General features: G+C 74.3%; 13 protein-coding genes. 7 read left to right on the forward strand and 6 right to left on the reverse strand.

From position 1 onward, the window contains the following. Window positions 1–197: 197 nt before the first annotated feature. Together ACWCYO_RS38175 and ACWCYO_RS38180 are read right to left on the reverse strand one after the other, a co-directional pair. Window positions 198–704, reverse strand: a complete 507-nt coding sequence (locus ACWCYO_RS38175) for a GNAT family N-acetyltransferase (protein ID WP_449786769.1) — start codon at window positions 702–704, stop codon at window positions 198–200. Window positions 705–751: 47 nt separating this feature from the next. Then, window positions 752–1,096 carry a winged helix-turn-helix transcriptional regulator gene (locus ACWCYO_RS38180; RefSeq protein WP_449786770.1) on the reverse strand — a complete coding sequence of 115 codons (345 nt, stop codon included), beginning with the start codon at window positions 1,094–1,096 and terminating at the stop codon, window positions 752–754. A 97-nt stretch (window positions 1,097–1,193) separates the two neighbouring features. Here ACWCYO_RS38180 and ACWCYO_RS38185 point away from each other — a divergent pair, with 97 nt between their 5' ends. After that, window positions 1,194–2,084, forward strand: a complete 891-nt coding sequence (locus ACWCYO_RS38185; protein ID WP_449786771.1) for an NAD(P)-dependent oxidoreductase — start codon at window positions 1,194–1,196, stop codon at window positions 2,082–2,084. Between the two features lie 23 nt (window positions 2,085–2,107). Continuing rightward, window positions 2,108–2,677, forward strand: coding sequence for a GNAT family N-acetyltransferase (locus ACWCYO_RS38190; protein WP_270145366.1), 570 nt, complete (start codon window positions 2,108–2,110; stop codon window positions 2,675–2,677). Window positions 2,678–2,721: 44 nt separating this feature from the next. On the opposite strand, the gene ACWCYO_RS38195 is transcribed toward ACWCYO_RS38190, so the two are convergent. Both ACWCYO_RS38195 and ACWCYO_RS38200 read right to left on the reverse strand, forming a co-directional pair. Then, window positions 2,722–3,171: a type II toxin-antitoxin system VapC family toxin gene (locus tag ACWCYO_RS38195; protein WP_449786772.1), complete on the reverse strand. Its 450-nt coding sequence runs from the start codon at window positions 3,169–3,171 to the stop codon at window positions 2,722–2,724. Between the two features lie 276 nt (window positions 3,172–3,447). After that, window positions 3,448–4,503, reverse strand: a complete 1,056-nt coding sequence (locus ACWCYO_RS38200) for an aldo/keto reductase (RefSeq protein WP_449786773.1) — start codon at window positions 4,501–4,503, stop codon at window positions 3,448–3,450. A gap of 164 nt (window positions 4,504–4,667) precedes the next feature. Here ACWCYO_RS38200 and ACWCYO_RS38205 point away from each other — a divergent pair, with 164 nt between their 5' ends. The 4 genes from ACWCYO_RS38205 to cutA all read left to right on the forward strand — a co-directional run bounded on the left by ACWCYO_RS38205 (window position 4,668) and on the right by cutA (window position 8,201). Continuing rightward, the gene (locus ACWCYO_RS38205) at window positions 4,668–5,645 is read left to right on the forward strand and encodes a hypothetical protein (protein WP_449786774.1); all 978 of its coding nucleotides are present in this window, start codon (window positions 4,668–4,670) and stop codon (window positions 5,643–5,645) included. A 64-nt stretch (window positions 5,646–5,709) separates the two neighbouring features. After that, window positions 5,710–6,678 carry an NAD(P)/FAD-dependent oxidoreductase gene (locus ACWCYO_RS38210; RefSeq protein ID WP_449786775.1) on the forward strand — a complete coding sequence of 323 codons (969 nt, stop codon included), beginning with the start codon at window positions 5,710–5,712 and terminating at the stop codon, window positions 6,676–6,678. 83 nt (window positions 6,679–6,761) lie between these two features. Then, on the forward strand, window positions 6,762–7,664 hold the full coding sequence (locus ACWCYO_RS38215) for a class I SAM-dependent methyltransferase (protein WP_449786776.1): 903 nt from the start codon (window positions 6,762–6,764) through the stop codon (window positions 7,662–7,664). A 207-nt stretch (window positions 7,665–7,871) separates the two neighbouring features. Continuing rightward, the gene (cutA, locus tag ACWCYO_RS38220; protein ID WP_270145355.1) at window positions 7,872–8,201 is read left to right on the forward strand and encodes a divalent-cation tolerance protein CutA; all 330 of its coding nucleotides are present in this window, start codon (window positions 7,872–7,874) and stop codon (window positions 8,199–8,201) included. Window positions 8,202–8,217: 16 nt separating this feature from the next. Here the strand turns inward: cutA and ACWCYO_RS38225 are convergent, their stop codons facing one another. Further along, window positions 8,218–8,871: a LuxR C-terminal-related transcriptional regulator gene (locus ACWCYO_RS38225; protein WP_270145354.1), complete on the reverse strand. Its 654-nt coding sequence runs from the start codon at window positions 8,869–8,871 to the stop codon at window positions 8,218–8,220. Then, entirely contained in the window at window positions 8,835–10,208 is a 1,374-nt protein-coding gene (locus ACWCYO_RS38230) for a sensor histidine kinase (protein ID WP_449786777.1), read from the reverse strand. Before ACWCYO_RS38230 ends, ACWCYO_RS38225 begins: the two co-directional genes overlap by 37 nt. A 263-nt stretch (window positions 10,209–10,471) precedes the next feature. On the opposite strand from ACWCYO_RS38230, the gene ACWCYO_RS38235 reads away from it, so the two are divergent. Beyond that, entirely contained in the window at window positions 10,472–12,514 is a 2,043-nt protein-coding gene (locus tag ACWCYO_RS38235) for a serine hydrolase domain-containing protein (RefSeq protein WP_449786778.1), read from the forward strand. Window positions 12,515–12,693 lie beyond the last annotated feature (179 nt).

Below are 12,693 nucleotides of genomic sequence, written 5' to 3' on the forward strand. Positions count from 1 at the left end.
GGGCCACCCCCTCCACCGCCCCTCCCGCAGCGCGTCCCTCTCGCCTGGTCGGGTGGTGGGGGGAGGGGGGAGGTGGGTGGGCGCGCGAGGCGTTGTCCGCGCGCCCACTATGGGTGGGGGCGTGAGGGGGTGGGGGCGTGTCGTGGGTGGGGGCGAGGTGTTCGGCCGGTGGAGGTGAAGGCCGGCGTGGGCCCGGGCTACGGGTGCGAGAGATCGGCCTGCCAGCGGATTTCGCCGTCCTCGGTGTGCGGGGTCGGGTGGAGGCCGAGGGCGCGGGCGATGCGGGCGGAGGCGTCGTGGTCGGGGTGGATGTGGGCGATGGCGGTGGTGACGCCGGTGGCGGTGAGGTGGGCGAGCAGGGTGCGGGCGGCCTCGGTGGCCAGGCCACGGCGCTGCCAGGGGGTGCCGACCACCCAGGCGAGTTCGGCCTCGGCGGCCTCGGGGCGGACGGTGGCCTGGACGTAACCGGTCAGGGCGCCGTCCGCGCGCAGCCGCAGGGCCCAGTTGCCCCAGGCCACGGCCGGGTCGGGGGAGCCGGCGGCGAGCCGGGCGCAGCGGGCGCGCATCTCTTCGGGGGTGGCCGGGTGGCCGCCGGTGAAGGAATGCAGGGCGGGGTCGGCGAGGGCGGCGGCCAGTTCGTCGGCGTGCTCGGGGCCGAGCGGCAGGAGGTCGAGGCGCTCGCTGCGCAGGGTGGTGATCGGCATGGCGCCATTGAAACGGTGCGGTGCCGCTGCGGGTGTGGGCTGGGTCGCTAGGGGTGCGGCTCCGCACCGAGGACGTGCTCCCGGCCCCAGGCGCCCAGCGGGGCCAGGGCCGCGTTCAGGCGCCGTCCCGCCTCGGTCAGCGCGTACTCGACCCGGGGCGGTACCTCCTGGTGGGCCTCCCGGTGCACGATGCCGTCCGCCTCCAGCTCGCGCAGGTGGGCGGCCAGCACCTTCTCGGTGATCCCCGGCACCAGGCGGCGCAGCTCGCCGAAGCGGCAGACCGGGCGCCCGCCGAGGGCCCACAGGATCAGCACCTTCCACTTGCCGCCGATCACGTCCATCGCGGCGTCGATCCCGCAGACGTACGCCCCCGGCCTCGGCACGGTCGCCATGGCCCACCCCTTCCGACCTCCTTGCTCACCCCAGGGTAACCACCCACTCCGAAGTGCGTACTTGATCACGGACGGGGCTGCGCCGAGGCTGGTCGGCATGGCACAGAAGACAGTTGAGAAGGTCGAGAAGACTCCCGTCGCACTGCTCGGGCTCGGTGCGATGGGGACCGCGCTGGCCCGGGCCTGGCTCGCGGCCGGGCACCCGCTGACCGTCTGGAACCGCTCCGCCGCGCGGGCCGAACCGCTGGCGGCGGAGGGAGCCGTGGTGGCGGCCACCGCCGCCGAGGCCGTCGCGGTCGGCCGGCTGGTGGTGGTCTGCCTGTTGGACGACGCCTCGGTCGAGGAGGCGCTGGCCGGGGTCGACCTGACCGGGCGTGACCTGGTCAACCTGGTCACCAGCACCCCCGGCCAGGCCCGCGACCGGGCCGCCTGGGCCGAGGCCCGCGGCGCCCGCTACCTGGACGGCGGGATCATGGCCGTCCCGCCGATGATCGGCGTTCCGGCGGCCGGGGCGTACGTGTTCTACAGCGGCTCGGCGGAGCTGTTCGAGGAGCACCGGGAGACGCTGGCCGCCCCGGCCGGGGTCCGGTACGTCGGCGCGGACGCCGGGCACGCGGCGCTGCACGACGTGGCGCTGCTCAGCGCGATGTACGGGATGTTCGCCGGGGTCGCGCACGCCTTCGCGCTGGTGCGGGGCGAGGACGTGAAGCCGGGCGATCTGGCGCCGCTGCTGGGGAGTTGGCTCACCGCAATGGCCGGGTCGGTGGAGCGCACGGCGGCCCAGCTGGAGAGCGGCGACTACACCACCGGCGTGGTCTCCAACCTGGGGATGCAGGTGGCGGGCAAGGAGGCGCTGCTGCGCACCGCCGGGGAGCAGCGGGTGAGCGTCGAACTGCTGTCCCCCTACTTCCGGTTGATGGAGCACCGGCTGGCGCTCGGCAGCGGCGCCGAGGACCTGACCGGGGTGGTCGACCTGCTGCGGCGGTGAGGGGCGGCCGGTAACGTACCGGCATGGCTGACCTTGAAGAACGCGCCAACGTCGTCGCGTCCGGCTCTCGGCAGACCGGGGTGGGGGTGGGCGTCCGTCGGCGCCGCACCGCCGACCTCGCCGACTGCGTCCGGGCCCTGGCCGACGTCCACGCCACCGACGGCTACCCCGCCGAGTGGCCCGAACGGCCCGCCGCCTGGCTCTCCCCGGACGGCCTGCTGGGGGCCTGGGTCGCCGAGGCGGACGGCCGGATCGCCGGTCACGTCGGGCTCGTCCGCAGCACCCCGGGGGACCTGGCCCCCGCCCGGTGGAGCCTGCGGACCGGTGGACGCCCGGAACTCACCGCCGTGATCGGCCGGTTGTACGTCGCCCCGGCGGCGCGCGGGCGGGCCGTCGGCGCCCGGCTGCTGGCACGCGCCGTGGCGCACGCGCGGGCGCTCGGGCTGCACCCCGTGCTCGACGTGCTCGCCACCGACACCGCCGCCGTGGCCCTCTACCGCCGCCTCGGCTGGACCTCGCTCGGCAGCGGCGAACAGCGCTGGGCGTCCGGCCGTACGGTCCTCGTCCACTCCTTCGCCGCCCCGAGGGGGTGAGTCGGACGCGGTGCGACCGCCGGCCGCGTCGGCGGGCGGTCGGCCTAGACCGTAATGATCTCGACGCCCTGTTCGAGGCCGGCGAAGGCGGCTCCGTTCCGGGTGTACAGCGGCAGGCCGTGAGCGGCAGCCGTGGCCGCGATCATCAGGTCCGTGCGGCGCGGGCGGGGGTCCCGCTGGGCCTGGATCGTGAGCGCGACCAGTGTGCCGAAACGTCGAGCTGCCTCCCGGTCGAACGGCCGGGCGGCGAACTCGGCCTCGACGTCCGCGCGTCGCTGGGCCCGGACCAGCATCTGCACCGGGTCCTTCGCCGTGGCTACGCCCTGGGCGAGTTCGGCCAGCGCGCGGGACAGCGCCGCATCGACCGGTGGGAGTCGCGGGTCGATCTGCGGGAGGTCGATGACGACGCAGGTGTCGCGCTGCCCGCGTGTCCGGTCAGGACTGCTCCCACGGGTCGTCGCCGCCGATCCGGTCCTCGTCGCCGTAGAAGGCATCGGCTTCGGCGCGCATCTGTGCCGCGTCGACGGCGGGTGCGTTCCGCCACTTCCGCTGGAGCTCTTCGACGGGAACGAATCGACGGCGACCGCTGATTGGACGGACCTCGGCGATCTCGGTGCCGTTGCGGGTGATGTGGTAGACCTCGCCGGCTTCGGACGTCGTCGAGTACGGCCTCGGACCGCGCCGCGAGTTCGCGCTGCGTGATGGTCTTCATGCGGCCATTGGGTGTGCCGTAATGCGCCGTGTAGCAGTGTTTCGATGTCCGGCCTCGGTCAGCCCGCCGAGCGGTCGGCCGTCGGGCGGCGGCGGAGGGCGGGGGTGGTGAGGGACGGGGGCTGCCAGGCGCCGTCGGCCTGGTAGAGGTTGGTGCCGGGCGGGACGATGGCGTCGATCCGGTCCAGGGTGGTGTCGTCCAGGACCAGGTCGGCGGCCTTGAGGGCGGATTCGAGCTGGTCCATGGTGCGCGGGCCGATGATCACCGAGGTGACGGCCGGGTGGGCCAGCGGGAAGGCGGTGGCCAGCTCGGGCAGGGTGCGGCCGAGGCCGTCGGCGAGCTCGGTGAAGGCCTCGACGGCGTCCAGCTTGGCGACCGTGGTGGGCAGCGTCGGGTCGAAGCGGCCGGGGTTGATGGCGGCGCGGCCCTGGGTGAGGTCGATCGGATCGCCCTTGCGGTAACGGCCGGTGAGGAAGCCGCCGGCCAGCGGTCCCCAGGTCAGCGCACCCATGCCGAGCTGCTGCACCACCGGCAGCACGTCCCGCTCGATGCCGCGGGCGAGCAGCGAGTAGGGCGGCTGCTCGGTGCGGAAGCGCGGCAGGGCGCGGCGCTCGGCGACGTGGTGGGCGTCCACGATCTGCTCGGCGGGGAAGGTCGAGCAGCCGAAGGAGAGGATCTTGCCGGCCCGGACCAGGTCGCCCAGCACGGCGAGGGTCTCCTCGATGTCCGTGGTGTGGTCCGGCCGGTGGATCTGGTAGAGGTCGATCCGGTCGGTGCGCAGCCGGCGCAGGCTCTCCTCCACCGCGCGGACGATCCAGCGCCGCGAGTTGCCGCCGCGGGCCCGGCCCTCGCCCATCGGGAAGTGCGCCTTGGTGGCGAGCACGATCTCGTCCCGGTCGCCGCGGGCTGCCAGCGTCCTGCCGACGATCTCCTCGGACTCGCCGGCCGAGTAGATGTCGGCGGTGTCGACGAAGTTGATGCCCCGGTCGAGCGCGGTGTTGATGATCCGGGCGCAGTCGTCGTGGTCGGGGTTGCCGATGGCGCCGAACATCATCGTGCCGAGGCAGTAGGCGCTCACTTCGATGCCGGTGCCGCCGAGGACGCGGTAACGCATGGTCGTACTCCCCAGGTTGGTGGGTCGGTGCTGCGGTGATGGCTCAGAGGCTAGGAGTTGGAGTGCGCTCCAAGGCAAGGGGCGGCCGGAATCCCCCCGGCGGGGGAGCCGGATCAGCACGCGGGCGGAGGCCGGGGCCGGGCGGCGCGGGCGAGCCTGGGGCCATGGTGAAGCGCGAGTGGGTGCGGGACGGGTGGGCGGTGGTCGGCTGGGGCGTCGGCTACGCCGGGTTCGGGCTGGGCTGCGGGCTGAGCGGGACGGCACTGTGGGGCGCCGCCTGGACGGGGTGGGCGGCCGCCGGGGTGGGGCTGGCGGCGGTCGCGGCCGGGTGGGCGGCGGTGTGGCTGGGGCCGGTGCGGTGGCTGACCGGGGTGTTGTGGCTGCTGTGCGGGCTCGCCGGGGTGGCGTCCTGGAGCCTGTTGATGGACGTGGTGACGCTGCTGTTCGGGCAGGCCGTGGACAGCGTCCCCGATGCCGTGCACAAGGCGCTGGCGGCGGTGGGGGCGCTGCTGCTGGCCGGGACCGCCCGGGCCCGGCGGCCGCGCGCGGAGCGGACGGGGACCGGGACGGCGACCGCCCGCCCGGCGCCCTCGGCGGCCCCGGCGGCCGTCCAACTCGCCGCCTGGGCCGGGAGCCTGGCCTTCCTGCCGTACGTGGCGATGAAGCTGATCTGGGCGTTCGGCGGCAGCTTCGCCGGGATCAGCGGCGACCGGATGTACGCCGGCTACGTGCGCAACGGCTCCTCCGGGCTCTGGCTCGCGCTGGAGCGCTGGGGGCTGGACGGCACGGTGCTGCTCGCGGCGATCGGGGTGTTCCTGCTGTGGGGGTTGGTGCGGCCGTGGGGCCAGGTGTTCCCGCGCTGGACCCTGCCGCTGCGCGGCCGTGCCGTCCCGCGCTGGCTGCCGCTCACCCCGGCGCTGATCGGCGCGGCCACGCTGGCGCCGTACGGGCTGGTCGGGATCGGCTACCTGGCGCTGTGCTCGGCCGGGGTGATCGGCATCCGGACGGGTGAGTTCGCCACGCCCGAGCAGGCGCTGCAGGTGGCCTGGGTCGGGGCCTGTGCCTTCGCCGGGTACGGGGTGGCGCTGGCGGTGGCCGCCCGCTCGTACTGGCGGCGGACCGAAAATGAAGGTGTTTGCTGAGGTGGCAACAAAGCTTGCCGATACGGGATGGTCGGTCGCAGCCTGGCGGTGGAGGTGAGCGACGATGAGCGAGACGAACACGGCGGAGCGCTACGACGCGGTGGTGATCGGCGCGGGCGCGGCGGGACTGAACGCCGCCCTGGTGCTCGGCCGGGCCCGGCGGCGGGTCGCGGTGGTGGACGCGGGTGAGCCGCGCAACGCCCCCGCCGCCCGCATGCAGGGCTTCCTGAGCCGGGACGGCATGCCGCCGGCCGCGCTGCTGGCGGTCGGGCGGGAGGAGGTCGCCCGGTACGGGGTGGACCTGATCGACGGACGGGTCGAGCACGTCGAGAACGCCGAGCCCGCCGAATTCGGCTTCGTCGTCCACCTGGCGGGCGGACCGGTGCTGCACGCGCGCCGGGTGGTCGTCGCCACCGGACTGCGGGACGGGCTGCCGGACCTGCCAGGCCTCGCCGAGCGCTGGGGCCGGGACGTGCTGCACTGCCCGTACTGCCACGGCTGGGAGGTCCGCGACCGGCCGCTCGGGGTGCTCGGCACCGGCCCCGGTGCGGTCAACCAGGCGCTGCTGCTGCGGCAGTGGTCGGCCGACGTGGTGCTGCTCGCCCACACCCTCCAGCTGACCTCGGCCGACCACGAGCGGCTCGCGGCACGCGGCGTACCGGTGATCGAGGGCCGGATCGTCCGGCTGGTGACCGACGACGGGCGGCTGCGCGGCGTCGAGCTCGACACCGGGCAGGTGGTCACCCGCGAGGCGGTGTTCGTCTTCCCGCGGCCGGTGCCCCGGGACGCGCTGTTGTTCGGCCTGGACTGCGAGCGGGACGACAACGGCTGGGTCACCACCGACCGGACCGGCCGCACCAGCGTCCCCGGCGTCTGGGCGGTCGGCAACGTCGCCGACCCGCGCGCCCAGGTGGTCATCGCCGCCGGAATGGGCGCGGCGGCCGCCTTCGCCCTCGACCGCGACCTGGTGGACGAGGAGATCGGACGGGCGGTCGCGCTGCGCCGCGCGTCCGGGCCAGCCGTGCCCGCCTGAGCGGGGAAGCCGCCGGCGGGCCGCCGCCGGACCGCCGCCGGACGAACCACCATCGAACGAACCACCATCGGAGAGGGAACACCATGTCCGCACACCAGCACCAGCACCAGCACGGGCACCACGGGCACGGGCCGGTGCCCGCCGCCGACCTCGACTGGGACGCCCTCGCGGCCCACCTGGAGCAGGAGGCCGACCTGCGGGCCGAGGCCGTCACCGAGGCCGGGCGCTGGCTGTCCGGCCTCGCCGGGAACGGCGACGGTGCGGAGGGCCCGGTGCGCCGGGTGCTCGACGTCGGGGCCGGCCCCGGGGTGATCGCCGAGCTGCTCGCGGAGGTCTTCCCGGCGGCCGAGGTGGTCGCCGTCGACCAGTCGGCCGCCCTGCTGGAGCGCGCCCGGACCCGCTCGGGCGGCCGCCTCGGCACCCAACAGGCGGACCTGCCGGCCGAGTTCGACCAGCTCGGCGAGGCCGATTTGATCTGGTCCGGCAACGCGATCCACCACCTCGGCGACCAGCAGGCCGCACTCACCGCCCTGGCCGGACGGCTGCGGCCCGGCGGCCTGCTCGCCGTCGCCGAGAGCGGCCTGCCGGCGCGCTACCTGCCCCGCGACTTCGGCCTGGGCCGGCCCGGCTTCCAGGCCCGGCTGGACGCGGTGCACGAGGACGGCTTCGCCGCCATGCGCGCCGAACTGCCCGGCGCCACCGAGGAGATCGAGGACTGGCCGGCCATGCTGCGGCGGGCCGGGCTGGTCCCCAGCGGCACCCGGACCTTCCTGGTCGACCACCCGGCCCCGCTGGCCGGCCCGGTCCGCGGGTACCTGCGCACCCAGCTCGTCCGGCGTCACGAGCAGCTCGCCGAGGTGCTCGACCCGGAGGACCGGGCGACCCTGGAGGCGCTGATCGAGGAGGACGCCCCGACCGGGATCCTGCACCGCCAGGACGCCTTCTACCTCTCGGCGATGACCGTCCACACCGCCCGGAAGGGCTGAGCTCGGCAGTGGAGGGGCGGAGGAGCTGTGGGAGGTGGGCCGGAGGGCGCCGGACGGCTGTGGGCGGCCGGGTGCGGGTCGGGGCCTTCCGCTGCGGGCAGTTCCCCCGCCCCTTGCGGGGCCGCGGGGTCGGGGGCGAGGGCGAGGGCGAGGGCACAGGGATCGAGAGGTGCGGGGTTGGGCCGGGGGCCGGGCTAGGGTCGGCGAATGACAGTGAACGAGCAGGGCTTCGTCGTGGTGACCACCACCCACGAGAGCGAGGAGCGGGCCCGGGCCCTGGCGGCCGCCGTGGTGCGGGAGCGGCTGGCGGCCTGCGCACAGGTGTACCCCGTCCGCTCGGTGTACTGGTGGGAGGGTGAGGTGCAGGACGCCGAGGAGTGGCGGATCGACCTCAAGACCCGGGCCGAACTCGCCGACCGGCTGGCCGGGTTCGTGGCCGAGCGGCACTCGTACGAGACGCCCGAGGTGATCGCCGTGCCGGTGGTGTCCGGCAGCCCCGGCTACCTGCGCTGGGTGGCCGGGGAGACCGCCCCCTGACGGATGCCGTAGTGGATCAGGACGGCGCGACCTCGAGGAAGGCCAGCACCGCCAGCACCCGGCGGTGGTCCTCCTCGGAGGGCGGCAGGTCGAGCTTGAGGAAGATGTTGGCGGTGTGCTTCTTCACCGCCCGCTCGGTGATCACCATCCGCTCGGCGATCGCCCCGTTCGAGCGCCCCTCCGCCATCAGCTCCAGCACCTCGCGCTCACGCGGCGTCAGGCGCTCCAGCGGCTTGCTGCGGCCGGTGTTGTTGACCAGCATCGCGATCACCTGCGGGTCCAGCGCGGTGCCGCCCGCCGCCACCCGGTGGACCGTCTCGACGAACTGGTCGGGGTCGAAGACCCGGTCCTTCAGCAGGTAGCCGATCGCGCCGCTGCCGTCGGCCAGCAACTCCTTGGCGTAGAGCTGCTCCACGTACTGGGAGAGCACGAGCACCGGCAGACCGGGGATCTGCCGGCGCGCCTCCAGAGCCGCCTGCAGGCCCTCGTCGGTGAACGTCGGTGGCAGTCGTACGTCGACGACTGCCACGTCCGGACGTTCGGTGAGGAGGGCCTGGAGGAGGTCCGGTCCGGTGTCCACCGCGGCCACGACCTCGAAGTCGTAGGCCTGCAGCATCCGGATCAGACCGTCCCTCAGGAGGAAGAGGTCCTCCGCGAGTACAACTCGCACGGCAGCTCCATCGTCAGGGTCGTGGGGCCGCCGAGCGGGCTGCGGACGGCCAGGACTCCGTCGAAGGTAGCAAGCCGGCGCTCCAGTCCGCGCAGTCCGGTGCCCCGGGAGGGGTCGGCGCCGCCGGTGCCGTCGTCCGTGACCTGGGCCTTCAGCGTGCCGTTCTCGTACCAGAGTTGGACGTCGACGTGGCTGGCGCCGGAGTGCTTGGCGGCGTTGGTGAGGGCCTCGGAGACGGCGAAGTAGAGGGCGGACTCGACCGGGGCCTCGGGGCGGCCGGGCAGGTCGGCGGAGACGGTGACGTTCAGCGGGCTGTCCATGCACAGCGCCCGGACGGCGTCGGCGAGTCCGCGGTCGGCCAGCACCGGCGGGTGGATGCCGCGGACCAGGTCACGCAGCTCGTTGAGGGCGGAGGCGGAGGCCTGACGGGTCTCGGCGAGCAGCTGCTTCGCGGCCTCCGGGTCCCGCTCGACCAGCCGCTCGGCGACGCCCAGGTTCATGCCCATGGCCACCAGCCGGGCCTGCGCACCGTCGTGCAGGTCCCGCTCGATGCGGCGCAGTTCGGCGGCCTGGGTGGTCAGCGCGTCGCGCCGGGTCTCGGTGAGGTGCGCGACCTTGCGCTCGGCGGCCAGGGCCTCGGCGCGGGCGGTCGGGCCGAGCAGGGACTTGGCGAGCGCGGTGTGGGCCCGCAGGGCGCCGGGGGCGATGGCCAGGCCGGCCAGCATCACCGGGACGCCGAACAGGGCGGCGGTGCCGGCCGCACCCGAGTCGGTGACGTGGATCCACAGGTACCAGGTGTTGCCGCCGTGGTCGGCGATCGGCTGCCAGAGCTGGGGCAGCAGCAGGCCCAGGACGCCGTAGGCGACCACCGAGAGGGGGATGATCGCCACCGTGAAGCCGACCACGGGGTCGACCAGCAGCCAGAGCAGGTCGCGCCAGGAGGCCTGGTCGGACAGGATCGCCTGGCAGCGCTTCCAGGCGCCCCGGAAGCCCGGTTCGGCGTCCGGCAGCGGCTGGTAGGGGTCGCGGATCTCGACGCCGGACCAGCGGGCGGCGAGCCGGCGCCGCAGCCCGGCCAGACCGCGGATCGCCAGGACGGTGGGCGGCACCAGCAGCGCGCCGACGCCGAGGCCCAGCAGGCAGGCGGCGACCGTGGCGGCGGTGAGCAGCAGCAGCTGCGGCACCGCGAGGGCCGCCAGGACCGGGCCGCGCAGGGTGGACCGGACGGCGTTGCCCAGCGCCCGGAGCGGGTTGCGCCCGGTGCGGCCGGTGCGACCGGTCGTGGTGTCGGTGTTCTGCACGTTGTTCACAACTCCCGTGGTGATGCTGCTGGTCATGACCGCTCGGCCCCTTTCGTGACGGCCTCGCGGCCGGTATCCCTACCCGTTGCTTGCTGACGACATCCAGATTGCCGTCCGCCGCGGTTCCGATCACTGGGCCCTGGACCCCTGTTGGTGGTACCTGGGTACACCCCCCGATCGACGCCCAGAGGCCATGTCCCGGGAGAGGGCATCCCTCCTAGTGTTCTCGATGTCGGGAAGCGGCCCGCCGCAGGGCGCCGGAGCTTCCGTAATCCACTTGTTCCGAACGGGAGTTCAGTATGAGCACGCGACATGTAGCGGCGAACCGGCCGCTGGTCAAGCGGGGTTGGGTGCGACTGGTCCTGGTGCTGGCGGCCATCGGTCTGTTCCTGTACGGGCTCACTCCGGACCGGGCCCACGCGGCCACCGCATCGATGGGCAACGGGAGTTCGGTGGCGACGGGCGGCTCGGCCGCACCCCCCGACCCCGCTTCGGTGAAGCGGCTGTTCGACGAGATCGTGCCGAAACTGCTCGCCGAGCACAAGATCCCCGGCGCGGCGGTCAGCGTGGTGGCCGGTGGGCAGCAGGTCTTCGCCGGCGGGTACGGCGTCTCCGACGTGCCGAACCGCAAGCCCGTCGACCCGGCCCGGACGGCCTTCTTCATGGGCTCCGACGCCAAGGTGTTCACCGCCGTCGCGGTCCTCCAGCAGGTCCGGGCGGGGAAGTTGGACCTGCACGCGGACGTGAACAGGTACCTGACCGCCTTCAAGATCAGGGACAGCTACCCGGGGCACCCGGTCACCGTGGAGAACCTGCTGACCCACACCGGCGGCTTCGACGACACCTTCATGGGACTGGCGGAGGCCGAACCCCAGCACACCGGCGGCCTGGGGGCCGCGCTGGCCGCCCACCAGCCGGACCGGGTGCGCGCCCCCGGGGTGACCGCCGCGTACGACAACTACGGTGTCGCGCTGGCCGGTTACCTGGTCGAGGTGGTTTCCGGCCAGCCGTTCGACCAGTACGTCGCGCAGCACGTGCTGCGGCCGCTCGGCATGGACCGCACCACCTTCACCCAGCCGCACCCGGCCCCCATCGACGCCGACCTCGCGCACGGCTACCGGCCGGACGGGGACGGGCAGACCGAGACCAAGGGGCTGTACGGGCCGCTCACCCCGACCGGTGCGGCCGCCGTCACCACCGTCGACGACATGGGGCGGCTGATGCTCGCCCAGCTGAACGGCGGGGCCATCGAGGGCCGTTCGATCCTGGACCAGGAGGGCGACGCCCTGCTGCTCGCCCGGCACTTCGGGCCGGACCAGCGGATGCCCGGCATGGCGTACCTGCTCGAGCAGCGTGACCGGAACGGACGGCAGCTCCTGGTGAAGGACGGGGACGTGCCCGGGTTCCACAGCAACCTGGCGCTGCTGCCGGCGCAGGGGGTCGGGCTGTACGTGACCGTGAACGGCGACGGGGAGGACGCCACCGGAGGGTGGACCACCCAGCAGGTGCTCAACGCGTTCGTGGACCGCTTCTACCCGGCTGCGGGCGCCTCGCCGGCGGTGGTGGGTGGGGAGCTGTCGAAGTTCACCGGGGACTTCCGGTCGACCCGGGTCAGCCAGTCGAACCTGACCAAGGCGGCGGCGCTGATGGGGTCGGTGCACATCGCCGCCCGGGACGGGCGGCTGGTCGTGAGCGGGCCGGTCACCCGGGATCCCTCGGCGGGGGAGACCCAGTGGGAGCAGGTCCAGCCGGGGCTCTTCCAGCAGGTGGGCGGGACCGCTCGGATCGCCTTCGAGCTGGACGGGGACGGGGAGGTCACCTCGATGCTGACGGACAGTGACCCGACCATCGCGTACGAGCCGTTGGCCTGGTACCAGGCGCCCGAGCTGCACCAGCGGATCGCGCTCGGGAGCCTGGCGCTGCTGGCGCTGACGGTGATCGGGTGGGGGGTGGCGGCGGTGGTGCGGGCCGCGCGGGGCGCGGGGCGGGCCGGGCAGCCGGCCGCTCGGCTGCTGGGGTGGCTGACCGGGGCGGTGCTGGTGGTGGCGACGGGGTGCTTCGCGCTGCTGACCTCGGACTCCAATGCGCTCAACCAGACGCTGTTCCTGGGGGATTCGCCGCTGCTGCAGGTGGTGCCGGCGATGTACCTGGCGGCGGCGGGACTCACCCTGCTGATGGTGGTCTGCGCGGTGGTCGCTTGGCGGCGGGGCTGGTGGGGGGTGTTCGGGCGGCTGCACTACACGGGGGTGACGGTGGCGGCGCTGCTGGTCCTGGTGCTGGCGGGAGGGTACGACCTGATCGGGACGGGGCAGTTGGCGGGGTCGCTGGACTTGATCGGATGAGGGGGACGGGTGGGCCCGGGGCCGGGAGGCTCCGGGCCTTTTGGGTTTTCCGGGGGGTGTGGGGGTGGGGGGTTCTGTGGGTGGGGTGGGCTCTCGGGAGGGTGGGTGGCCGGGGCGGTTCCGGGGGTGGCCGCTCCGGGGGCTGGATGATTTTCCGACTGCCGACTCTGTGGGTGGGG

This window comes from Kitasatospora sp. NPDC001683 (assembly GCF_053596495.1).